The sequence below is a fragment of the Arthrobacter psychrolactophilus genome (assembly GCF_003219795.1).
In the GTDB taxonomy this organism is placed as follows: Bacteria; Actinomycetota; Actinomycetes; order Actinomycetales; family Micrococcaceae; genus Specibacter; species Specibacter psychrolactophilus.
On the sequence record NZ_QJVC01000001.1, the window covers coordinates 232989 to 256750 of the forward strand.

At 61.9% G+C, this 23762-nt stretch carries 20 protein-coding genes, 1 tRNA gene and 1 other RNA gene; 11 read left to right on the forward strand and 11 right to left on the reverse strand.

The features are described from left to right. Positions 1–13: 13 nt before the first annotated feature. From purL to purS, 3 genes are read right to left on the reverse strand one after another with little or no spacing between them, the layout of a single operon-like run. Entirely contained in the window at positions 14–2320 is a 2307-nt protein-coding gene (purL, locus tag CVS30_RS01105) for a phosphoribosylformylglycinamidine synthase subunit PurL (RefSeq protein ID WP_110483478.1), read from the reverse strand. Next, positions 2321–3073, reverse strand: coding sequence for a phosphoribosylformylglycinamidine synthase subunit PurQ (purQ, locus tag CVS30_RS01110; RefSeq protein WP_110483479.1), 753 nt, complete (start codon positions 3071–3073; stop codon positions 2321–2323). It lies immediately after the preceding gene. A gap of 2 nt (positions 3074–3075) precedes the next feature. Further along, positions 3076–3327, reverse strand: a complete 252-nt coding sequence (gene purS, locus CVS30_RS01115) for a phosphoribosylformylglycinamidine synthase subunit PurS (RefSeq protein WP_110483480.1) — start codon at positions 3325–3327, stop codon at positions 3076–3078. Between the two features lie 339 nt (positions 3328–3666). Between purS and CVS30_RS17885 the strand changes: the two genes are divergently transcribed. Together CVS30_RS17885 and CVS30_RS01125 are read left to right on the forward strand one after the other, a co-directional pair. Next, positions 3667–6351 (forward strand): exo-alpha-sialidase, encoded by a 2685-nt coding sequence (locus CVS30_RS17885; RefSeq protein ID WP_181419644.1) that lies wholly within the window; start codon positions 3667–3669, stop codon positions 6349–6351. Positions 6352–6462: 111 nt separating this feature from the next. Next, positions 6463–7446 (forward strand): GDSL-type esterase/lipase family protein, encoded by a 984-nt coding sequence (locus CVS30_RS01125; protein ID WP_110483481.1) that lies wholly within the window; start codon positions 6463–6465, stop codon positions 7444–7446. 3 nt (positions 7447–7449) lie between these two features. On the opposite strand, the gene CVS30_RS01130 is transcribed toward CVS30_RS01125, so the two are convergent. Both CVS30_RS01130 and CVS30_RS01135 read right to left on the reverse strand, forming a co-directional pair. Further along, the gene (locus CVS30_RS01130; protein ID WP_245934372.1) at positions 7450–8379 is read right to left on the reverse strand and encodes a 3-methyladenine DNA glycosylase; all 930 of its coding nucleotides are present in this window, start codon (positions 8377–8379) and stop codon (positions 7450–7452) included. Between the two features lie 4 nt (positions 8380–8383). Beyond that, positions 8384–8884, reverse strand: a complete 501-nt coding sequence (locus CVS30_RS01135; protein WP_110483482.1) for a MarR family winged helix-turn-helix transcriptional regulator — start codon at positions 8882–8884, stop codon at positions 8384–8386. 107 nt (positions 8885–8991) lie between these two features. Between CVS30_RS01135 and CVS30_RS01140 the strand changes: the two genes are divergently transcribed. Together CVS30_RS01140 and CVS30_RS01145 are read left to right on the forward strand one after the other, a co-directional pair. Beyond that, complete coding sequence (locus CVS30_RS01140; RefSeq protein WP_110483483.1) at positions 8992–9216, forward strand: hypothetical protein; 225 nt, start codon at positions 8992–8994, stop codon at positions 9214–9216. Between the two features lie 51 nt (positions 9217–9267). Beyond that, positions 9268–9525 carry a hypothetical protein gene (locus CVS30_RS01145; protein WP_370800213.1) on the forward strand — a complete coding sequence of 86 codons (258 nt, stop codon included), beginning with the start codon at positions 9268–9270 and terminating at the stop codon, positions 9523–9525. 72 nt (positions 9526–9597) lie between these two features. On the opposite strand, the gene CVS30_RS01150 is transcribed toward CVS30_RS01145, so the two are convergent. Next, entirely contained in the window at positions 9598–10884 is a 1287-nt protein-coding gene (locus CVS30_RS01150; RefSeq protein ID WP_110483485.1) for an aspartate kinase, read from the reverse strand. 265 nt (positions 10885–11149) lie between these two features. Here CVS30_RS01150 and CVS30_RS01155 point away from each other — a divergent pair, with 265 nt between their 5' ends. Then, positions 11150–12139 (forward strand): ABC transporter ATP-binding protein, encoded by a 990-nt coding sequence (locus CVS30_RS01155; RefSeq protein ID WP_306418751.1) that lies wholly within the window; start codon positions 11150–11152, stop codon positions 12137–12139. Then, positions 12136–13275 carry an ABC transporter permease gene (locus CVS30_RS01160; RefSeq protein ID WP_110483487.1) on the forward strand — a complete coding sequence of 380 codons (1140 nt, stop codon included), beginning with the start codon at positions 12136–12138 and terminating at the stop codon, positions 13273–13275. The genes CVS30_RS01155 and CVS30_RS01160 overlap by 4 nt, the downstream gene beginning before the upstream one ends. Before the next feature lie 135 nt (positions 13276–13410). Here CVS30_RS01160 and ilvD read toward each other — a convergent pair whose 3' ends face one another. Then, on the reverse strand, positions 13411–15306 hold the full coding sequence (gene ilvD / locus CVS30_RS01165) for a dihydroxy-acid dehydratase (RefSeq protein WP_110483488.1): 1896 nt from the start codon (positions 15304–15306) through the stop codon (positions 13411–13413). A 78-nt stretch (positions 15307–15384) separates the two neighbouring features. On the opposite strand from ilvD, the gene CVS30_RS01170 reads away from it, so the two are divergent. Together CVS30_RS01170 and CVS30_RS01175 are read left to right on the forward strand one after the other, a co-directional pair. Continuing rightward, on the forward strand, positions 15385–16245 hold the full coding sequence (locus CVS30_RS01170) for a helix-turn-helix transcriptional regulator (protein WP_110483489.1): 861 nt from the start codon (positions 15385–15387) through the stop codon (positions 16243–16245). 89 nt (positions 16246–16334) lie between these two features. Next, positions 16335–17516 (forward strand): CLIPPER-2 domain-containing protein, encoded by a 1182-nt coding sequence (locus CVS30_RS01175; RefSeq protein ID WP_110483490.1) that lies wholly within the window; start codon positions 16335–16337, stop codon positions 17514–17516. A 104-nt stretch (positions 17517–17620) separates the two neighbouring features. On the opposite strand, the gene recR is transcribed toward CVS30_RS01175, so the two are convergent. From recR to ffs, 3 genes are all read right to left on the reverse strand, one after another. Then, positions 17621–18220, reverse strand: coding sequence for a recombination mediator RecR (recR, locus tag CVS30_RS01180; protein ID WP_110483491.1), 600 nt, complete (start codon positions 18218–18220; stop codon positions 17621–17623). 49 nt (positions 18221–18269) lie between these two features. Next, on the reverse strand, positions 18270–21383 hold the full coding sequence (locus tag CVS30_RS01185) for a DNA polymerase III subunit gamma and tau (RefSeq protein ID WP_245934373.1): 3114 nt from the start codon (positions 21381–21383) through the stop codon (positions 18270–18272). Positions 21384–21455: 72 nt separating this feature from the next. Continuing rightward, an RNA gene (gene ffs / locus CVS30_RS01190) (signal recognition particle sRNA small type) lies at positions 21456–21551 on the reverse strand. Between the two features lie 240 nt (positions 21552–21791). Here ffs and CVS30_RS17890 point away from each other — a divergent pair. From CVS30_RS17890 to CVS30_RS01205, 3 genes are all read left to right on the forward strand, one after another. After that, a complete protein-coding gene (locus CVS30_RS17890; RefSeq protein WP_181419645.1) occupies positions 21792–21935 on the forward strand; it encodes a hypothetical protein in 144 nt (47 codons plus the stop codon). A 300-nt stretch (positions 21936–22235) separates the two neighbouring features. Next, positions 22236–22320 (forward strand) — tRNA-Ser (locus CVS30_RS01200). Positions 22321–22390: 70 nt separating this feature from the next. Then, positions 22391–22870 (forward strand): glutathione peroxidase, encoded by a 480-nt coding sequence (locus CVS30_RS01205; RefSeq protein ID WP_220033841.1) that lies wholly within the window; start codon positions 22391–22393, stop codon positions 22868–22870. Here CVS30_RS01205 and CVS30_RS01210 read toward each other — a convergent pair. Further along, complete coding sequence (locus CVS30_RS01210) at positions 22867–23754, reverse strand: Cof-type HAD-IIB family hydrolase (protein ID WP_110483494.1); 888 nt, start codon at positions 23752–23754, stop codon at positions 22867–22869. The two genes, CVS30_RS01205 and CVS30_RS01210, sit on opposite strands and share 4 nt — an antisense overlap. Between the last annotated feature and the right edge of the window lie 8 nt (positions 23755–23762).

Here is a 23762-nt window from a genome sequence, read left to right on the forward strand (position 1 = left end):
AGGAGCGGAATCCTTAGCCGAAGTACTTCGGCAGGGTTCCTTCGTGTGCTTCGCGGAGTTCATCCAGCTCAGCGGTGAACAGACCCTGGATATCCAAGGCCTTGCCGGCTGCGTCAACAACACCAATGCGGGACACCGGGAATTGGCGTGCCGTGCACATGTCGTTGAAGCGAACCTCTTCGCTGCGGGGGACAGACACGATGGCGCGTCCCTGAGTTTCCGAGAACAACAGCGTGAAGGTGTCCACGCCATCGCGAGCGGCAACCTCATCCAGGGCCACGCGGGCACCGGTGTTGAAGCGCAAGGCGGACTCAACCAAGGCAGCCGCGAGGCCACCCTCGGAGAGGTCATGTGCGGAATCGATCATGCCGTCGCGTGAAGCATTGATGAGGATTTCGCCCAATTCGCGTTCGCGCTCCAGATCGACTGCCGGCGGCAGGCCACCGAGGTGGCCGCGCATGTTGGCCCACTCGGAGCCGTCCAGATCGTCGGCCGTGGTGCCCAAGAGGTAGATGGCCTGGCCATCTTCCTTCCAGCCTGAGGGGGTGCGGCGAGCGACGTCGTCGAACTTACCCAAAACCGCAACCACGGGGGTCGGGTGGATGGGGGTGCTGCCGGTCTGGTTGTACAGCGAGACGTTACCGCCGGTGACCGGGATGCCCAGGACCATGCAGGCGTCGGACAGGCCGCGGATGGCCTCGGAGAGCTGCCACATAACATCCGGATCCTCGGGGGAGCCGAAGTTCAGGCAGTCACTGACGGCCATGGGGATGGCGCCGGAGGTGGCCACGTTGCGGTAAGCCTCGGCCAAGGCCAGCTGAGCACCGTGGTACGGGTCAAGGAAGGTGTAGCGGCCATTGGCGTCGGTAGCCAAGGCAACGCCCAAACCGGTTTCCTCGTCCACGCGGATGACACCGGCGTCGTCGGGGAAGGCCTGCGCGGTGTTACCGCCAACGTAGCGGTCGTACTGGTTGGTGATCCAGTCCTTCGAGCACATATTGGGGGAAGCGATAAGCTCCACGACGGCAGCCTTGAGCTCTTCGGCCGTTGCCGGACGCGTTGCGTCAGCGGCTGAACCGTTGAACTTGTCAGCCTGGAGGGCATCCTGCCATTCCGGACGAGCGTACGGGCGGTCATAAACCGGACCGTCGTGGGCAACCGTGCGGGGATCGACGTCGACAATAACTTCGCCAGCCCACTTGATGATCAAGCGGCCCGTTCCCGTTACTTCGCCGAGCCAGGAGTACTCCACGGCCCACTTGTCCATGACAGCCTCGAAAGCGGCGACGTTTTCAGGCGTCACAACAGCCATCATGCGTTCCTGCGACTCGGACATGAGGATTTCGCCCGGGGTCAGGGTGGGGTCGCGCAGCAGAACGGAGGTCAGTTCAACTTCCATGCCGCCGTCACCGTTGGAGGCCAGCTCCGAGGTGGCGCAGGAAATACCTGCGGCGCCAAGGTCCTGGATACCTTCAACCAAGGAGCCCTTGAACAGTTCCAGGCAGCACTCGATGAGGACCTTCTCAGCAAAGGGGTCACCCACCTGAACGGCCGGACGCTTGGACGGCTTGGTGTCATCGAAGGACTCCGAGGCGAGCACCGAGGCGCCACCAATGCCATCGCCACCGGTGCGGGCACCGAACAAGACAACCTTGTTGCCCTTACCGGAAGCGTTGGCCAGGCGAATGTCCTCGTGGCGCATAACGCCAACTGCGAGAGCGTTGACCAGCGGGTTACCCTGGTAAATGGAGTCAAACACCATTTCGCCACCGATGTTCGGCAGACCCAGCGAGTTGCCGTAGCCACCGATACCGGCAACAGCACCGTGCATGACACGGGCGGTGTCCGGGTGATCGATCGCGCCAAAACGCAGCGGATCCATGACGGCCACCGGGCGGGCGCCCATGGAGATGATGTCGCGAACAATACCGCCGATGCCGGTTGCGGCACCCTGGTAGGGCTCAACGAACGACGGCGAGTTGTGGGACTCGATCTTGAACGTCACGGCCCAGCCGTCGCCCAGGTTGGTGACGCCGGCGTTTTCGCCGATGCCAACCAGCATGTCCTTCTTCATTTCCTCGGTGACCTTGTCGCCAAACTGGCGCAGGTGGTTCTTGGAGGATTTGTAGGAGCAGTGCTCGCTCCACATAACGGAGTACATGGCGAGCTCAGCGCCGGTGGGGCGTCGACCCAAAACCTTCACGACGTCGTCGAACTCGTTTTGCTTCAGGCCCAGCTCGGCCCAGGGCAGTTCGACGTCAGGAGTTACGGCAGCGTTAGCCACCGTATCGATGTTGAACTTCTTGGTGGACTCGGACATTTATTTGCCTCCCAGAAGCGTGTTCAAAACTGAGGTGAAGAAACCCAGTCCGTCGGTGCCGGTGTGGCCGGGGCCGTAGCCCTCTTCAACTGCGTGCTCCGGGTGCGGCATGAGGCCCACCACGTTGCCGGCAGCGTTGGAGATACCGGCAATGTCACGGCGTGAACCGTTCGGGTTGCCGCCAACGTAGCGGAATGCCACGCGACCCTCGGCCTCAAGGGCGTCGAGCGTCTTCTCATCGGCGATGTACTGGCCGTCCTGGTTCTTCAGCGGGACGGTGATGTCCTGACCGAGATCGTAGGCGTTGGTCCAAGCGGAGGTGTTGTTTTCAACGCGCAAGACCTGATCGCGGCACAGGAACTTCAGGTGGTCGTTCTTGATCATGGAGCCGGGGAGCAGGTGTGCCTCGGTCAGGATCTGGAAACCGTTGCAAATACCCAAAACAGGGAGCTTGGCATCGGAGTTTGCCGCGTCAACGATCTTGGACATCAACGGGGCGAAGCGGGAGATGGCACCTGCGCGCAGGTAGTCACCGTAGGAGAAACCGCCGGGGATGATGACGGCGTCAACAGCGGCCAGTTCAGAGTCGCCGTGCCACAGCTCGACGGCGGTGGCACCTGAAAGGCGGACGGCGCGGATGGCGTCGCGGTCATCGAGCGTGCCGGGGAAGGTGACAACGCCGATGCGGGCTCCCGCCAGGCGGGAATCAATGGGGGCCTGAGTCAGGCCACCAATCAAGGGAGTTTCACTCATGATTAGTCCGCCACAACTTCAACGTTGACTACATCTTCAATGACGGGGTTGGAGAGCATGGTCTCGGCGGCTTCACGGGCCTGGGCCAGAATCTCGTCGGTCACCTCGCCATCAACCGTCAGTTCGAAACGCTTGCCCTGACGGACAGCGGAGAATGCGGTGAAGCCCAAGCGGGGAAGTGCGCCAACAATGGCTTTTCCCTGCGGGTCCAGAATTTCGGGCTTGAGCATGACGTCGACAACGATCCGGGGCATCGAGGGAACTCCTGGTTGTAAAAGGGGTTGGCCGCGGAGGTGCCGTCTTACGCCGTCTTGTGGACCAGGTACGTTCCACCTGAAAACCGATAAGTTTTGGACGCTCCGCGAGCTTGCCCTCCTATTCTACCGAGTGTTAGCCAACTCATGAACTCGAGTGGCGCAGGTCGCATTTGCACAAATTTGGGGAGGAAATATTTGAGATAACTCTATTTTTTGTGATCCGTAACACGGTAGTGTGATGAGGGTCATCCTATGTCCAATCTCTTGCTGTGGTCGACGGGTGGCTGAAAAGATTTACAACTTTGATGGCCACTCCCGGCCACGTGAAAGGAATCGATGATTTCCACCGATACAGTGCGCCGCGTCAAGCGCGGGCGAGTTGCCATGACGGCCGGGGCCCTGGCCGCCGGCTTGCTGACCTCCATGATGGGTCCGGCTTTTGCGCAGGAGACGGCTCCTGCCGCTGAAGCGCCGTCCATCGTGGACCAGCCCTTGGCTGTGCGTGGCGATAACGCCATTAGCTCCACCTTGGCCCCGAGCTACCGCATCCCGGCCTTAGTTGACCTCGGCGGTGGGGTCATTCTGGCCTCGTATGACGGCCGCCCCAATGGTGGGGATTCGCCTGCACCGAACTCGATCGTCCAGCGCCGCAGCGTCGATGGCGGCCAGACGTGGGGTGCCCCTACCTTTGTCTCCCGCGGCCAAATTGGCTCCTCCACGCAGCTACAGTATGGCTTCAGCGACCCCAGCTATGTGTATGACGCAGAGTCGGACACAGTCTTTAATTTCCACGTCTACTCCAAGAACCAAGGTTTCTGGGGCAGCATTTTGGGTACCGATGACTCCGTGCGAAACGTCACCGGAACCGAGGTCTCCGTCTCTACCGACCGCGGGCTGACCTGGTCCACAGACCCGAGCAACATCCCCACACTTCCCGTGCCCCAGAACTATGCGACCGGCAGCAAGTATGCGGCGTTCGATGGCCCCTTGGTCACCGACGTGGTCAAGCCCCTTGGCGAGACGGTCAATGGCGTCGCTAACGTTGGCGGCGTCGTCGGCATGTTCGCCTCCTCCGGCGAGGGCATTCAGCTCAAATATGGTGCGTACAAGGGCCGCTTGGTGCAGCAGTTTGCCGGACGAGTCCGCAACGCTGCCGGAGCAGAGGTTATCCAGGCGTACAGCGTCTACTCCGATGACCACGGGAAGACCTGGACGAAGGGTGCCTTCGTCGGTGATCGTATGGATGAGAACAAGGTCGTGGAACTCTCCAATGGCGATCTCATGTTGAACTCGCGCGACAACTCCGGCGGCAAGGGCCGCAAGGTTGCGATCTCCAAGGATGGTGGCCAGACGTGGGGCCCGGTCCGTTATGACGCAACGCTGTTGGACCCCACCAACAATGCCTCGATTACCCGCATGTACCCGAACGCGGCCCAGGGTTCCGCCGCGGCCAAGGTCTTGCTGTTCTCCAACGCCAACAGCACCACGGCGCGCGAAAACGGCTCCATCCGCTACTCGTGCGACGACGGCACCACATGGAGCGCCGGCAAGCAGTTCAAGAGCGGCTACATGGCTTACTCCACCGCCACGGCGCTCAGCGACGGCAACTTTGGCCTGCTCTATGAGGGCGACAGCAACAACATTCACTTCGCCAAGTTCAACGCAGCCTGGCTGGGTGTGTTCTGTGGTGCGAGCGTCACGGCCGCACCCCTCACGGGTGCCAATGGTGCAACCGTCAACGCCGAGCTCACCGTGACCAACGACAGTGGCTCGGCCCTGACGAACGCCGTAGCAACATTCGCGCCGAAGGCTGGCTGGGAATTTGGCAGTGTCGAGATCCCCACGATCGCCAATGGCGAGTCCAAGACAGTCTCCGTGCCGGTCACCATCCCGGCCTTCCTGCGCGCCGGGACCACCAATCTCACCGCGACCGTCAGCGTCAACAACACCGCCATCCAGGCCATCGTGCCCACGACCATCACCGGCGGAGCCACGGGGAACATCGTGGGTCTGCAAATCTCCGGAGCTGCCACTGACACCTTGCGCGATCTGGCTACCAAGCCTTACACCGTTGGCGAAGCCGTGCCGTACCAGTTCCGCGTTGACAGCCTCAGCAACGTCACCGCGGCTGCCGTTCCCACCTCCGGTAACTTCAAGCCCTTCGTCCCGGAGGATGGTTCGGGTAACTGCCGCTTCCGGGAACTCCTTGTTGGCGGCGGCTACAACTGTGCAACTCCCAAGCACATCGTCACGGCCGCTGAACTGGCCCAGGGCTTCTTCGTCCCCACCACCACCTGGACTGTTTCTGCCACCGGTGCCACGACCGTGAACTACACGATCGTGGGCGATGAGGTAGACCTCGTAGCGCGCCAGCCGCAGCTCTCGGCCACCGCGGAGATCGTCTGGAATGACGTTGATGGCAACGCTCTTGCCGGCGCCGGCGATACCGTGACCACCACCGTCACTGCGGCTAACTCTGGCAATGTGCCCCTGACGGGTGTTGCAGGCCTGGGCGGCGACCCCGCCACGTTGGCTGTTGGAGAAAGCGTGTCGTTCACGCAGACGCGTGAACTGACGACGGCGGAAATCGCCGCGGGTGCCATTGCGGCACATTCCGTTTCGGTCGCCGCAGCGAACGGAGCAAAGGACGCCACCGCTGTGGCCTCCCTTGCCGCCGTGACCTTGCCGGTTGCCCCCGCGGAGCCCGAAGAGCCGACATTTGAACCGTTGGTAGAGCGTGCCAACCTGAAGGGTCAGGCCCCTGTGGAGCTGGGGCTGCAGGATGGCAAGTACAGCGTTGGCGAACTCGTCTCACTCAAGGGTCTGCCGACGAACGAGTGGGTATATGTTCACCTGAACCAGCACGGTGCCCGCATCGGCTGGTTCCTGGCGGACGCCGATGGAGCCCTCACCTTTACGGTTCCGGAAGGCGCCAAGAACGGTAAGGACGCCCTGGTCGTCTCCGATAAGAACGGCGACTTCCTGTCCTTCGGCACCTTCCACGTCACCCCCGCGAGCTAAGTGCAGCTAGTCCTCCCATAGCAGGAAATGCCGGGCGGTTCCGCGTCATAGCGGGGCCGCCCGGTGTCATTTAAAGCCGAGAAGAAGCGAGGGTATCGATATCATGGCAGCATGACTTTAGTTGCTGCCCAGTGGTCCGGAATGTTCGCCATGCACCAGAGTGCGCACGGCGCGCAAAGCTTCGAAAGGCTTGATCCCACCGGGTATCTGCCGCCCTTCACGGACGGTTTGGCCAATCGTGCGGCCATGGCCGCGGGCATTCGCGCAGCCTGGCGCAGCGACGGCGGAACGCTCGTGCTGGACGGTCATGGGGCCGCGGATTGCGCGCCCTATGATCTGCTGATCAACGGGGAACGCACCCATCGCCTGCCCGCCATCGGCGCCCACCGTTATGTGCTCGAGCTGACCGGGCTCGCCCCCAATTCTTTGGTCCAGCTGTGGTTGCCGCACTATGGGGACCTGACCATTAACCAAGCAACGCTCGACGGCGAATCCGTCACCTCGGTGGGTGAAGAGGGTCCGCGGTGGATCACCTATGGCAGCTCCATTACACACTGCCAGCAGGCCGATGGCCCCACCCAAACCTGGCCCACCCTGGTAGCCCGCGACAACGGCTGGCGCCTGACAAACCTTGGCCTCGCGGGTGAATGCCAGCTCGACCCCATCGCCGCCGAGACGATCGCCCAGACTCCCGCCGATCTCATCTCCCTCTGCGTTGGCATCAACAGCTACAACGCGGCCGTGTTCTCCGAGCGCAGCTACGGCCCGGCGCTCCAGGGGTTCCTCAAGGCGGTGCGACGCGCCCATCCAGCCGTGCCCTTGGTGGTCATTACGCCGGTTCTTTCCCTGCCGCGCGAGGATAAGGTCAACGCCGTGGGCTGGACGCTGGCTGACTACCGGCAAGCCACGGCGGATGTGGTGAGGTATCTGCAGGCCCAGGGCGATTCGCGGCTGCACCTCGTGGACGGGGCAACGGTCCTGACCGCGCAGGAGGCGCTGGATCGCCTTCCCGACACCCTGCATCCCGACACCGAGGGCTACGCGCTCATGGCGCAGCGGCTGTCCCCGGCGCTCGCAGCAGCCCTGAACTCCTAGCCCCTAGCGGGGGATCGTGTTCACAACGTCGCGTAGCCTGCCACGGAGCACAGCCGATTCGGCGCTAAACCCCCGCTGCTGCGTCACGTAATCGGCCTTGCCCGCGGCCGTCTCGATCTGAATGGGCGGGTAACCCCAATCGGCCAGATCGTACGGCGAGGCCCGCATATCCATGGCCCGTATGCGCCACGACAACTCAAAACAATCCATGACGAGCTCACTTGGCAGCGCCGGGGAGAGCTTGTACGCCCACTTGTACAGGTCCATATTGGCGTGGAGGCAGCCGGGTTGCTCTAGATCGCGCTGATTTTCACGCGTAGGCGTCAACTCGTTGAGCCCGGTCGCCTGCGGCGTGTAAAAACGGTACGCGTCGAAGTGCGTGCACCGGATACGATTCCCCTCCACGACCTCGTCCGTGCCGCTCGACCCCAGCCGCAACTGCAGGTACTCGTGCCGCACCGCGTTGGCCTCTTGCTTGTACACCATGGCCCACTCGTGCAGCCCAAAACAGCCAAATTGCGCTGGCCGCGCCTCGGTTCGACCCAGAATGATGGCGGCAAAATCCAGTGCCTCCCTCCGCTGTTCGGCAAACTTTTCCTGATCAAGCACGACGGCGGGACCTCGCCCCGAGACTCCGGCCGCCGCACGCTCGGCCTCGTCAGCCTCGCGGTAAAACTTCCAGCCGAGGCGTTCGGTAGCGGAGTCGCCCGTGAGAATCACTCCGGTGCCAGGATGCCAGCGCGAGAGTTGTCCGGGTTTTTGCGTGTAATAGGTAAAGAGAAAGTCCTCGACGGGATGCTTTTGATTGGACGAGCGACGGGCCAAATACGGGAGCGCATAACGATCCACGCGACGGTGGTGCGCTGCGGCGCGTTCTTGCCAGAGGTCCTCGGCCAGACTCGTCAGGGCTGGGGAGGAGGAAACATGGCTCATGGTCTTAATTATCCGCCATGAGGGGGTGGCCGGGAGTCGCGCTGGGAGGCGGGGTCCCGTCGTCGTCCGTTGCTGTTGCGGCCGCAATAAGAGCCATCATGGAGCGGTGGAGGGCCATGGCACCCTCGCGATCCAAGCCCAGCCGGGCCATCATGGTGCCGGGCACCGACAAAGCCTGCTCGTGCAGGGCGGCTCCCTGAGGAGTCAGATCGACACTGAGTGCGCGCTCGTCGGTGGCGTCCTTGGTGCGCGTGAGATAGCCGATGCTCTCCAGCCGCTTCAGGAGCGGGGAGAGCGTGGCGGATTCCAGGAGCAGGGCAGCGCCGAGATCCTTGACGCGGCGGGGTGCCTGCTCCCACAGGGCGAGCATGACCAAATACTGGGGATGGGTCAGCTGCATGGGCGCCAGGACCGGCTTGTAGGCGGCGATGACGCTGCGGGAAGCGACGCTGAGCCCAAAGCACAGCTGCCGTTCAAGCAAGAGATCATTATCGGAGGCGCTCATGGAAACACCCTCTCATTTAGTTAGTGCACTAACTAACACGGTACTATGGATATCGTTCCGCTTATCAACCGGGTTGTCGCAACCCCAGTTCTTCAAGGAAATCAGCCATGGCCAAGACGCCTTTTGTTAACCGATTGATGAACTTTACCGGTCGCCTGCGTTATATCTTTGGACCGGCCAGCAGCAGCCCGCTGGACCAGGAGATGACGGCGGAAAACAAGACCCTCTTGGCGCAACAAGAGGCTGCTGTCGATGCATTTGTCACCGTCAAGCGTGCCGACGGAAGCACCTACCTAGTTCCTCGTGACCCCAATGACCAGTCCCTGCGCTAAATCCTGAACGATTCACCGGGAGACTTTGCCGCACCCCGGGAGTAAAATTAAGTGACGTACAACACTTGCTTTTATTCAACAGGGAAGGGGGTGTTGATGATGAGTGATCATAAGTTCCTGAATAAGTTCATGCATGCCACCGAGAAGGTTCAAAAAGTATTTGGTCCCGCCGATCGTGGCGATATGAGCGCCCCCGTGGAGCATCGCCATGACGACTTTGAAAAGAGCAGTGAGGAACAGCTTTCGCATTTCGAGCAGCATACAGATTCAGAAGGCCACCATTACGCAGAGCGTAAAAGCGGGGCCTAGAGGATGCGCAAAAGGCGGGAACCGAACGTCTGGTTCCCGCCTTTTGTGGTGTGGCGTTAGTCGTCTGGAGCGTTAGCGGCCAGTACCGCCGTACACGGTTGCTTCGTCCTCGGAATCCAGATCGAAGGCCTGATGGACGGCGCGCACCGCGGCATCCAGCAGATCGGCGCGGGTGACAACGGAGATGCGGATCTCGGAGGTGGAGATCAGATCGATGTTCACACCGGCGTCGGACAGGGCCTGGAAGAAGCGGTAGGAAACGCCCGGGTTGGAGCGCATGCCGGCACCGATGAGGGACAGCTTGCCGATCTTGTCATCGTAGATCAGGTCCTCGAAGCCAACCTCGGCCTGCTGGGCGCGCAGTGCGTTCAGGGCATCCTCGCCTTCCACCATGGGAAGCGTGAAGGAGATATCGGTCTTGCCGGTGCCCTTCGTGGAGATGTTCTGCACGATCATGTCGATGTTGCTGTGCGCACCGGCGATGATGCCGAAGATCATGGCGGCCTTGCCGGGAATATCCGGAACGCCAACAACGGTGACTTTGGCTTCTGACCGGTCGTGGGCCACGCCGGAGATGATTGGCTGCTCCAAGGCAACTCCCTCTGAGATCTTGATTTTGTCGTCAGGGCTGGGCAGAACCCAGGTTCCCTCATGGTCACTAAAGGATGACCGCACATGAATGGGCAGTCCAAAACGTCGCGCGTACTCCACGCAACGAAGGTGCAGGATCTTGGCGCCGGAGGCGGCCATCTCCAACATTTCTTCGCTGGAGATCTTGCTGATTTTCTGGGCGTTCGGCACAACGCGCGGATCGGCGGTGTAGATGCCATCAACGTCGGTATAGATCTCGCAAACGTCAGCGTCGAGCGCCGCGGCAAGCGCAACAGCGGTCGTATCGGAACCGCCGCGACCCATGGTGGTGATCTCATGGGTGGTGCGGCTCATGCCCTGGAAGCCTGCCACAATGGCAATTTTGCCCTTGTCGAGGGCTGTGCGGACACGGTGCGGGTCAACATCGATGATGCGAGCCTTGCCGTGGATGCCGTCGGTAATCATGCCGGCCTGGCTACCCGTGAAGGACTGGGCCACACCACCCTGGGCGCTGATGCCCATGGCCAGAAGGGCCATGGAAATTCGCTCGCCAGCGGTCATGAGCATGTCCAGCTCGCGGGCCGGGGGGTGCTCGGAAACCTGGGCGGCAAGGTCCAGCAGCTCATCTGTGGTGTCGCCCATGGCGGAAACCACAACAACTACTTCATGACCTTCGGCCTGGGTGCGAACCACTCGGCGGGCAACCCGCAAAATGCCCTCGGCATCAGATACTGAGGAACCACCGTATTTTTGAACAATCAGACTCATGGACGCACACTCATTGACTTACCTAACGCAACACTAGGAAAAGGAAAATTGCTGCCGCTCACGCCGGTGCTGCGCCCTCACGCAGAGCCAGTGCGGCATCATCAGCGCGGAAGGCAGTTGCTGAAAGTTTAGCGCGGTGCCGCGTTAACACGGAATTACCGTGTCCACATGCTGGTCATAAGTGTCCATCTCCGTCACCATAACGCAATCAAGATCAGACGGCGGGATGATGTTCTTCCCGTCCCGGCAAGCCTAGGCTGATTCCATGACCGCGCCTTCGGGCTCAAGGGAGGAAATGATGACTGACCATCAGCCACAAAAACAGCCCGAGGTTCTTTTCGACGGGCTCTCCGCCACGGGGCTTGCCCGCCGCTTTGGTGAGGTTCACGCCGTCGTACACATGGATCTGCAGGCACCCTCGGGACAGGTCACGGCGTTGATTGGGCCCAATGGTGCAGGAAAAACCACTCTTTTGCTCATGCTGGCGTCACTGCTGGCCCCGGATACTGGGAATATCAGCGTCATGGGGATCGATCCGGTGGAGAATCCGGCCGCCGCACGGGCCAAGATCGGGTGGATGCCCGACACCCTGGGTGTCTGGGAAGCCCTGACCGCGCGGGAGATTCTCAGCACCATGGCGCGTTTTTATCAGCTGCCGAAGACCGAGATTCCGGCGCGCGTGACGGCGCTGCTGGAGAAGGTCAATCTGACCTCGCTAGCCGATCAAAAGGCGCGGGTGCTCTCGCGCGGCCAGCAACAGCGGCTAAGCCTGGCACGGGCGTTGATTCACGATCCGCAGGTGCTCCTGCTGGATGAGCCTGCGTCTGGACTGGATCCAGGATCTCGTATTGCCCTGCGCAGTATTCTTCGGGAGCTCGCCGCCGAGGGGAAAGCAATTGTGGTGTCCTCGCATGTTCTGGCCGAGCTCGATGAAATTGCCGACGGCGCCGTATTCGTCAATCAAGGACGCACCGTGTTGGCGCAAACCGTTGATCAGGCCGCCGAGCAGGGAAGGCGCTATGCGATATCCGCCCTTGAGCCGAATGCCTTGGCGGCGGCGCTGACCACACTGGGCGTGGCTGTAGAGGCGGGAACCACGCGTCGAGACTCGCTGACGGTGGGTGTAGGCACGGAGGCTGATGCGGCACAGTTATTGCGAGATCTGGTGACGGCAGGAGTTGCGGTCACATCCTTTGCCCCGGCGACGGGTGCGCTGGAGGAGACCTACATGAATATGAAGGTGGAGCAGCCATGACGATCAAGCAGTATTCTTCCGGCGTCTTTGCCGTGGTGAGCATGGAACTGCGGCAGCGGCTGCGTTCGCGTGGTTGGTACATCATGCTCGGCATTTGGTTTGCCTTGATTTGGCTCGTGACGGCCCTGGCCTGGATGAGCTGGAAGGCGCAGCGCAACTACAGCGATGGTCTTGGCGGCGCCAACGCGCAGAGCCCGGGCCCGTTGATCTTCGAGGCAGCCTTGGCGTTTGTGCTGCTCTTTGGGCTCCTCGTGGCTCCGGCGTTCTCGGCCAACGCCATCAGCGGCGACAGATCGGCCGGGACGCTGGCCATCATGCAGATCACGCTCTTGCGGCCAGGGCAGCTCCTATGGGGAAAGTTCCTCGCCTCGTGGATCGCTGCGGTGGCATTTTTGATTGTCAGCATCCCCTTCCTCGTCTTTGGTATCGCCCAAGGCGGTCTTGGGGCGGGGCATATTCTCATCGCCCTGCTCATGCTCGCGATTGAACTGGGCGTGGTGTGTGCTATCGGCGTAGGAATTTCCGCGTTAGCCAACCGGCCGCTCTTTTCCATTGTGGTCACCTACCTGACCGTGGCGGCATTGACGTTTGGGACGCTCATTGCCTTTGGTCTGGGCATGATGCTCAACAACGGCACCATTCAAAGCAATCAGGTGTACTACAAGACCTTGGAAATGGGCCCCGGCATCGGCGAGAAGGTGGATCCGGAGATGTATCCGCCACCCCTGCCCGGTGACATTACGGATCAAAATGAGGAGTATCTCTGTTATGGGCCGCTCATTGAGCAGGGGGCTGCACGTTCCGAACGGGTGGCCTGGATGCTGGCCATGAATCCCTTTGTGGTGGTGGCCGATGCCATTCCGTACCCCGATCGGACTGATACGACTCAGTACTACTACTCCACGGGGTTCTTCGAGTCGATCAGCCACGGGGCACGTTATGCCCAGGCCGGCCCCGAGGTGACGTACCCCTGCGCCAACGGGAAGGTCAGCCCGGAGCAGCTCGAGAAGCAAACACCCTTGTGGCCGCTGGGTTTGGGTTTGCAATTGCTTGTCACGGCGGGCCTCCTTGCTGGTGGCTGGCGTGCCCTGCGCACTCCCGCCGGAAAGCTGCCGAAGGGAACCCGGGTGGCCTAAAACGGCGCGTTGGGAACTACTACGACATGAAGAATGCCACAGCCCCCCATTAATGCCACAGGCAGACCTGGTGCATTAATGGGGGGCTGTGGCATTTTCGAACCAGCTCAGCGCCGGAACCGAAATGAGCGCCAGTTAGGCGACCGGGACCTGAGTACGCGGTGCCTTCATGAGCACCACGTCGGCCGGAACCTGACGGATGGCGCCCTTGTCGGCACTCGTGGCCATGGAAGCGTACGCACGCAGCGCCAGCGAGACCTCGCGCTCGCGGCCAACCGGCTGGTAACCCGTGGTGGATTCCAGTACATCCCGGCGAGCATCGAGCTCGGCCTCGTCTACCAGCAACTCGAGGGAGCGGTTGGGGATGTCGATACGGATCCTGTCCCCGTCCTGGACCAGGGCGATGGTTCCGCCGGCAGCAGCCTCGGGGGAGACGTGGCCAATGGAGAGGCCGGAGGTTCCGCCAGAGAAGCGACCATCCGTGATGAGTGCGCAGACCTTACCTAGGCCCAGACCCTTCAGGAACGAGGTGGGGTAGAGCATTTCCTGCATACCCGGGCCACCGCGGGGACCCTCGTAACGGATCACGACAACGTCGCCGGCCTTGACCACCTTGGACAGAATCTTTTCAACGGCCTCGTCCTGGGATTCGCAGACCACGGCCGGGCCCTCGAACGTCCAGATGGACTCGTCCACGCCGGCGGTCTTGACCACGGCGCCGTCGAGGGCGATGTTGCCGCGCAGTACCGCGAGGCCGCCGTCCTTGGAGAAGGCGTGCTCAACATCGCGCAAGCAACCCTCGGCAGCATCGGTGTCCAGGGAGGTCCACTCGGCCGACTGCGAGAAGGCAGTGGAGGAGCGCTGGCCGCCGGGAGCTGCGGTCCACAGCGCCTGGGCTTCTTCGGTGGCCTTGCCGCCGCGAATGTCCCAGTCGTCCAGCCAATCGGTGAGGCCCTCGGAGTGGACTGACTTGACGTTGGTGTGCAGCAGGCCGCCGCGGTTGAGCTCACCCAGCAGTGCGGGGATGCCGCCGGCGCGGTGCACATCTTCCATGTAGAAGGTCTTGTTACCGGCAACGTTCGGGGCCACCTTGGCCAGGCACGGCACCTGGCGCGACTTGGCGTCAATGTCCTCGAGATCGTACTTCAGGCCGGCTTCCTGCGCTGCGGCGAGCAGGTGCAGGATCGTGTTGGTGGAGCCGCCCATGGCGATATCCAGGGCCATGGCGTTGTCGAAGGCCTCGAAGGAGGCGATCGAGCGCGGGAGCACGGAGGCGTCGTCGTCCTCGTAGTAACGCTTGGCAAGCGCGACGGCGGTTGCACCGGCGCGCTCGTACAGGTCCTTACGTGCGGTGTGCGTGGCCAACAAGGAGCCGTTGCCCGGCAGTGACAGGCCGATGGCCTCGGTCAGGCAGTTCATTGAGTTGGCGGTGAACATGCCGGAGCAGGAGCCGCAGGTGGGGCAGGCGTTGTCCTCGATGAGCTCGATGTCAGCATCCGAGACCGAGGCGTCAACGGCGTCGGAGATGGCGTTGACCAGGTCCAGGGAGCGGATGGAACCGTCGGTCATGGTGACACGGCCGGCTTCCATAGGGCCACCGGAGACAAACACGGTGGGGATGTTCAGGCGCAGGGCGGCCATGAGCATGCCGGGGGTGATCTTGTCGCAGTTGGAGATACACACGAGCACGTCGGCACAGTGGGCGTTGACCATGTACTCCACGGAGTCGGCGATCAAGTCGCGGGAGGGCAGGGAGTAGAGCATGCCGCCGTGGCCCATGGCGATGCCGTCATCCACAGCGATCGTGTTGAATTCGCGGGCGATAGCGCCAGCCTTGTGGATCGCGTCGGAGACGATGCGACCCACGGGGGCGAGGTGGGTGTGGCCGGGCACGAACTCGGTGAAGGAGTTGGCGACGGCGACGATCGGCTTGCCGATGTCGGATTTGGCGACGCCGGAGGCCATCATGAGGGCGCGTGCGCCTGCCATGTTGCGGCCGTGGGTGACTGTGCGTGAACGTAATGGAGGCATAAGGCTAGTTAACCAGCATTCGGTGCAGTTCTGGAAGACGGCGCTAATACTAGTAGTGGCAGTGCTAGGTTTAGTGCCATGAATGAAGAACGACGGCGTGAGCTGGGTCAGTTTCTCCGGGACCGCCGCGGCGCTTTAGTCCGCGCCGAACTAGGTTTGCCGCCTATTGGTCGCAGCCGCACCGTGGGATTACGGCGGGAAGAGATCGCGGCCTTCGCAGCCGTCAGCGTCACCTGGTACACCTGGCTGGAGCAGGGCCGAGACATCAACGCCTCTCGTCAGGTGCTCGAATCCGTGGGCCGGGTTCTGCGCCTGAGCGCCGCCGAGCAGGCCTATGTTCTGGCACTCGGGGGTCACGGGGCCACACCGGCGATGGGTGATGCCGCGATCGAAACGGTGCCGCCCCATCTGCAGGCGTTGCTGGACGCGGTAGATTTCCCGGCCTTCGCGGTGGCCCCGGATTGGGGGATCACAGGGTGGAATAGTGCTTACGAGGGGCTGTACTCGCGCATTGCCACGGTGGCGCCCGAGCAGCGAAATCTGCTGTGGCTGGTCTTTACTGATCCGCAGCTGCGCCAGATGCTGCCCGATTGGGACATCACCTCACGGAACTTTGTGGCGGAGTTCCGTGCCGAATCTGGCCCACGGCTTGGCTCGGCGGCGCACACCGCCTTGATCAACAAGTTGCAGGCCGAGAGCGTGGAGTTTGCCAGTATTTGGGCCGAACACGTGGTGTTGAACTTTTCCTCACGACGGCGCGTCTTCGTCCACCCAGAGGTCGGGGAGCTGACCTTTGAGCAGCAGCGCCTCGTCCCGTCCGACGCCCCGGATCTGCACTTTGTTATGTACGTTCCCACGACAGGGACCCCCACGAAGGAACGTCTGGCATTGCTCGGCGCATTTAGCGGCACTCTTCCCACGCCGCCCGCGACGCGATAGCGTGTTGACGGTCACCACGCATTGCGTGTTCCTGATGCGTCTGGGCTAAAACCGTCAGCGATCTTGCTGACTTCTTGAATTGGGGAATCATGAGTATCTTGTCTTTTGCACGTGCGCTGTCACGCACGTCAGTGGCGGGAGGTGCTGCGGGTTTGCTGGTGGTGGCCGCCCTTGTTTCCGGGCCTGTCCTGGTCGCCCCGTCTGCCCTGGCGGCCCCGGAGGACCAGCCGGTTGCCGTGGAATCGGCCACACTTGGTGAGGCGGCCACGCATGGTGGCACCCCCGAAGCGATGCCTTCCGTTCCAGCGGAGCCTGAAGCTGTCCCGGAATCCGCTGACGAACCTTTGAGTACTCCCGCGGAAAATCCTGCCGCATCGCAGGCAGAGGCCGTTCCGCTCGAGGCCGCTGACGGGATCGTCGAAGCCCCCTCCGCAACATTGACTGTCAGCTCGGATGCCGGTCCTGACTGGGTGGTGGGCCAAAAGGTCACCTACACGACCACCGTGACCAATACCGGAAACGTGGCCTTGAGCGGCGTGGCACTGTCGGAAACGCACGGGGTGGGCGCCACGTGCGACACAACCACCGTGGATGTTGGTGCCGCGGCCATCTGCATCTCCACGTATGTGGTGACGCAGTATGACTTCGATTATGGTGTGGTCTGGAATAACGTCAGTGGTGCCGCGGTATCACCCGCAGGCTCAATTGTTGAGCTGCCGTTGGAGGGGGCGGCAAGCACAAGGCAATTCCACGCGGCCGCCACCCTTTCGTTTGTCTCTGATGCACCCGGCAATGCCGATGTTGTGTATGGGCAGAAGCTGACCTACACCGTCACCATGACCAACACGGGCGACGTGACCCTGAGTCTCCTGCAACACTTCTCACAATCCCTGAGCGCTGACACCACCTGCCAGGGTCAGGTGCTGACGGTCGGTGGAACACTGACCTGCACCGCCGTCCATTGGATCACCGACGTTGACGTCGCAGCAGGTTCCATCACCAACACGATCACCATTCCCCTTGTTGGGCCCGCTGACTCGGGTGTTTCATTGGGCCCGGCCACTCTGAAAAACAAGGTCATCGCGGCACCCGTCGTCGAAGAGGTGCCGGTAGTCGCCGCCGTTGTTCAGGGGAACATGATGACAGGAGAGGCCTTGGCCAATACCGGTTCAGTAGGCATTGTGCCCATGATTCTCGGTGCCGGAGCACTTCTGCTCGCGGGCGCGGGCACCCTCACAGTGCGCCGCCGCGAGAAACACACCAAGGCCTAACAGTCTCCAGCGGCGGTGGGCCCAAGGGCCCATTCTCACCACGCGAACGTACACTTGATGCCGATGTTGCTGCGAACCATGCGCATCAAGTGTACGTTCGCGCTTTAAGTCAGGGCGTTGCGGCGGCCCTCAAAGGCGCGGCCCAGCGTAACCTCATCGGCGTACTCCAAGTCGCCTCCCACGGGCAGTCCCGAAGCTAGTCGCGTCACGGTGATCCCCAAGGTCTTGAGCATGCGCGAGAGGTACGTTGCCGTGGCCTCACCCTCGAGGTTAGGGTCGGTGGCGATGATGATTTCCTGAATCTGGGCATCGTTGAGGCGCGTGAGCAGCTCGCGAATGCGCAGCTGATCCGGGCCGATCCCGGCGATGGGATTAATCGAGCCGCCGAGCACGTGGTAGCGGCCACGGAAGGCGCGCGTGCGCTCAACAGCCAGGACGTCCTTGGACTCTTCCACGACGCAAATGACGGTGGGATCCCGTCGCGTATCGCGGCAAATATTGCACAGTTCCGATTCGGTGACGTTGAAGCACACGGTGCAGAACTTCACGCGTTCCTTGACCGTCACGATCGCGCGGACCAGCCGCTGCATGTCCTCGGTGTCCGCCTCCAAGATATGGAAGGCGAGCCGCTGGGCCGACTTCGGGCCAATCCCCGGCAGGCGTCCCAGCTCATCAATGAGCTCCTGAACTGCTCCCTCGTACACAATGCCTCTTGTCTATTACTGGTTGATACAACTAATGAGTGGAACGGGCTCAGTGTGAGCCGTTGAGCGGGCGTTCCTCGACGAGCACTCCGCCAAGAATACGTTCGACGGCGGCCTGGCCCACCACCCCGGATTCCTCGATCGTGACGTCATCCGGACTCGGCACATCCTCAACGTAAGGGGTGTTGGCCTGTGCCGCCGGCGCGGTGGCTCGGGCCGCCTGAGCCGCCGGGCTATTGGCCAGGCGCTGGTACATACTCAGCTTCTCGCCGGGCAGACTCTCGCCCTGGACGTCCGACGCCGGAGCCTCCTGCCGCTGTTCCGTCGCCTCTGCTGTTGCTTGAGCCAGCGGATGCGAAACGGTGCGAACCGTCGGGTAGGTCTCGGACGCGCCCAGAGGTGATCCCGCTACGGGCAAGGCCGCGTTGAACTTTGGCTCCTGATCCACAGCTGCTGCGGGTGCGGATTCAGCCTGCGCGGGGGTGGCCTCTTGCGCCCAATCGGGTGCGTTGGAGATGGCCCCCCATCCGGGATCGGCTACCTTGTCACGGCTCGCCTGACCCAGCGAGACGCCCCAGTCCTGCACGGATTCGCCGGCAGGCGGGGTTGTTTGTTGGGCAATTTGTTCGGCCAACATGGCACTGCGACGAGGAACCTCGGTGACGACCGGTGCCGCAACGGGGGCTTCTTCAACCGGGGTGTCCCAGCCCGTGGTCCAAGCCGAAATGGGTGAGACCTTGGGCGGGGAGTACGCCGGAGCGGGGGCTGCCTGAGGTTCTGGGGTTGTCGCTGAGGCATAGGGGTCACCTTGATACGGATCAGCCGGGGCGTAATCAGCAGGCGGGTACGACTCCGGCTCGTCCCACGGATCGCTGGGTTCGGTGGGGCCATCCCAGGGGGCCTGCTCGGGAACAGCTGCCTGAACCGGTGTGGGTGTCGGAGCGGCGGTGGGTGTGGGTGCTGGGGTCGCTTGAGGTGCAGCTTCTACAACCGGTGCCACGGAAGCTGCCGGGGCTGTCGGAGCAGCAGTCGCTATCGGTGCAGCGGGAGCGACCGGTAGTCCCCACGAATCCTGCGGTGCGGCTACCGCCTGCGGGGCAGGGGTGCCGTTCCCTTCACTCCGAGGTGAAGGGCTATCGCCACGTACTTTTGGGTTTGGTTCAGAGCTCGCCTTCGGCGCTTCGCCGTCAACAGGCAAGATCTGGACCGTCAGGCCCAGGACCTCGTGGATGGCTTGCTGCAAATTCGCGAGGTGCCCACCGTTACTGAATGTGGTGATGAGGCCCGTGGAGGGGAGTCCTACGCGGAGTTCTTGACCATCGAAGGTCTGCGGCACAACATTTTGATTGACGATGGCCCACGATGCCATGCGGATGTTCCGCACAGCTCCGAGGATTTCGGGCCATGCACGACGAATGACCTCAATGCCTGTGGAAGCACTGCCCGTGTTTCCGGAATGGGTGGGTGCGGCGTGCGCAGGCGCGTGCTCCTGAACCGGCGGTGTTTGAACAGCTGCGGGGGATGGTGCGGGTGCTTGTTCAGGAGCCGGAGCAGCAGCAGGCTCAGGCGCCTGAGTGCGAGGTGCCCGATTTTCAAACTGGGTGCCCTGCTCGTGAGCGGAGGGGGACTCGAAACTGGGCATCCCCTCCGGTGTCGGCAAATCATCCCAGGTACGAACCGGCGCGGGAGCAACCGGTGCAGTTGGTGCAGGTGCGGCAACTTCCGGAGCGACAACTGGCTCCGGAATGGTCGCGGAGGATGGGGGATTTGAACCCCCGAGGGTGTGGCGAGCAGCCACTTCGGCGCCAGCGGCCTCCTTGGCACGGGCCAGTTGAGCGCGAACGGCGGCCAATCCGCCACCATTTGAGTCAGCTGCTGCATGATCCGAGCTGGCCAGGGGAGCGGAGGGCTGGTTCTGAGCTGCCGGAGCACTAGCGAGCGGCGCGGTGCCAACGTCACTGGGGGAGCCAGCCGGGGCGGCGGCGGGTGCGCCACCGTAGTTGAGTCGTCGTTCCAGCTGATCAAGCCGGGTCGCCATGCCACGGCTCGTGGAATCGGCGCTGGGCAGGAGCAATCGAGCGCCCAACAATTCCAGGTGAAGCCGCGGTGAGGTGGCGCCTGTCATCTCGTTGAAGGCGGCATTCGTGACATCGGCTGCGCGGGAGAGTTCGGCGGCACCGAGCTGGGCTGCCTGAGTCTGCATGCGGGCGATGAGTTCGTCCGGGGTGCCGCGCAGGATGGCGTGGGCGCTTTCCGGCATGGCCTGAACGATGATGAGATCGCGGAATCGTTCCAGGAGATCCTCGACGAAGCGTCGGGGATCGTGCCCGGTCTGGATGACCCGGTCGACGGATTTGAAGACGGTGGCCGAATCGTTGGCCGCCAGCGCCTCAACCACATCGTCCAACAGTGAGGAGTGGGTGTAGCCCAGCAGGTCGACGGCGAGATCGTAATCCAGACCTGCCGTGCCGGCGCCCGCCATGAGCTGGTCAAGGACGGAGAGTGAATCTCGGACGGATCCGCCACCGGCACGAACAACGAGGGAAAGCACACCGGGGGCAACGGCTACGTTTTCGGCCTCGCACAACTGTGCCAAATACGCCATGAGTGGCTCCGGAGGCACCAGCCTGAAGGGGTAATGGTGTGTGCGGGAGCGGATGGTGCCAATGACCTTGTCCGGCTCGGTCGTGGCAAAGATGAACTTGATATGTTCCGGCGGTTCTTCAACGATCTTGAGCAGGGCGTTGAATCCGGCGGAGGTGACCATATGAGCCTCATCGATGATGAAGATCTTGTAGCGGTCACGGATGGGGGCAAAGGTTGCGCGTTCGCGCAGATCGCGGGCATCGTCAACGCCACCATGGCTCGCGGCGTCAATTTCAATGACATCGAGCGAACCGGCGCCACCGCGTGCCAACTCGACACAGCTATCGCACTCACCGCAGGGGTGAGAGGTGGGGCCCTTGGCACAGTTGAGGCAGCGGGCAAGGATGCGCGCGGAAGTGGTCTTACCGCAACCGCGGGGACCGGAGAAGAGGTAGGCGTGGTTAACGCGGTTCTTATCAAGGGCAGCCATAAGGGGTGCCGTGACATGTTCTTGGCCGATGACCGTGGCAAATGAATCCGGGCGGTACCGGCGATACAGGGCTGTTGGTGCGCTCACAGTTGAAACCCTATCTAATCCGCCTGACAAAATGCCGCTTTGGTGCTGCAAATCCGGCATATCTGGGGATAAATAAAAGACCCCTCATGCACCCGCCAGAGCCCGCTTACCCTTGCTACCTTCCGGTCCTGGGGGAGTTCACAGGGTGACGCCACATGAGGGGCCGGGAACTAGCTTACCTGAGAGTGGCAGTACGGGCGAATCCGGGGTGGACAGTTGCGGACATTTCAAAAATATAAGGCGGGTGGTACCTTCACGAGAGGGGCTTCAACAACTAAAAAACGGCCCAGCACCATGGACGCCCCGGTGCAACAAGAGTCGGTTTGGGAGTGAATTACTATGCCAGGTTATGGATTCTTTGAATGGATCTTTTGGGTATTGGCCTTCGGTTTCGGAATCCTTGCCTTGATGCGATCTGAAGTTATGTCCACCCAGTCTTCTCAGAAGAAGAATGGCAACTCGGGCCAGCAAATTCTCTTGTGGCTTGTCACGGTTGCCTTTGCGTTGGCTGGATTCGTCACTGCTGTTCTCGCCATGCGGGCCGGTCACTAAAGTTTTTAGGCCAAAAATCGCATTTGCTAAAAACGTGACCGAGGTCATAAGGGTTGGCGAGTTCGAGAATTCCTGTTGCTCGGATTGTTAGGGCAAAATCCCTGCAACGGCGGGGTGTGGGTGACCTTATCGGCTCATCCAGCACCGCCCGCGTGCGGAAATTCTTGGAGCTTTCGGGGCTGCCAATGACGGCAATTCCTCCCCTTTGGGGCAAAAGCGTGAAGTGGCCCCAGTGTTCGATTCGTGACTTTGGCACTTTGTCAGGTACTCTTGAACCTGCCGTGTTCTGCACGGCAAGCTGGAGGATTCGCCTAGCGGCCTATGGCGCACGCCTGGAACGCGTGTTGGGTTAACGCCCTCGGGGGTTCAAATCCCCCATCCTCCGCAAGCTAGAAGGTCCGGAATCATAACGATTCCGGACCTTCGCTCGTTAACGCCCCGGTTAGACTCATCTCGTGAGTACTCAAACATTAAACAAAATTGACCTGATCCTCAGCGACGGATCCGTTACGTCCTTGCCCGCCCTAGCCGACAAAGCCGTCTTGCTGGTGAATGTCGCCTCCCAGTGCGGCTTCACGAAGCAGTATGACGCCCTCGAGGCGCTGCATGCGCAGTTCAGCGGACAGGGTCTGAGCGTTGTGGGCGTGCCCTGCAACCAATTTGGTGGCCAGGAGCCGGGCACCGAGGAAGAAATTGTGGATTTCTGCCGCAAGAACTTCGGCGTGACGTTCCCGCTCGCCGCCAAAACAGACGTCAATGGGCCCGACGCTCATCCCCTGTACGCTGTCTTGACCGAGGATGGTGCCGAGCCCATTAAGTGGAACTTTGAGAAGTTCTTGATTTCCCGCGACGGCGAGGTGCTGGCCCGCTTTGAATCGGCCGTTACCCCGGATGCTCCCGAGCTGGTTGCCGCCGTCGAGGCCGCGCTGCTCTAGCGGGCCAGTCCGTCCAGCCAGAATTGCAGGAAGGCCGCCCCGGCAAAGTCGTTGACAATATCCGCACCCAGTTGCAGATCGGCAGCGGTTTTGACGGGGTACGGCTTTTCCGGGACGCCCTCGGCTGGGCGCACATCAACATGCTTCACGAGATGCCCCTGGTGGTGCAGCCAATCGGCCATGGCGTAGTCGGTCCGCGAATCGCCCACCGTCCGCCAGGCCAGCGGTTCAATTCCCTCGGCAGCCAAAAGCTCGACGGCGCGACTCGCACCTAAGTCTTTGCCCAAGCGCACCGATTCAATATCCGTGGAGATGATGGACGGGTCCACGCGGTAGTCGATGCTGCCCGCTGAACCCGGAGCCTGATGCTCAAGCCGGGTGGCACCCAAGTCGTGCTTAGCCAACAAAGCCAGCGCATCGGCGTCGAACTTTACTTGTTGACCCAGGTAGACACCACTCTCTACGCTCACGTGCTGCTCCACCGACACCATGGCGCGCTTGGTCTCGTCAAAGAACATGTACTCGGCGTACGAGGTGGCCACGAGCTCGCGGATGTCGTCCCCATAAGCCTTTGGCATGGCTAGGGCCTTGTCCACGTGGATGGGGCCGGGGCCCTCGGGGGTGAAGCTGAACCAGACCGCGCCCTTTTCGCAGATGGCGTGCACCGTGGAGCCCTCAGGAAGGCCAGCCTCCAGCATGGGCGCCATGAGCTGTTCGGCGATGAAGTCATCCGAGCGACCCGTGTTGAACACTACGGGGATGCCCTGCTGGACAAGTTCGATCAGGCTCGCGATGATGCCGGGAGCTACGCGCCGGGTCACGGGGCTGGCGAGCGGGCCATCCACATCGAGAAGAAGGGCAAGCGGGGGATGCAAAAGAGTCATGCCCCATG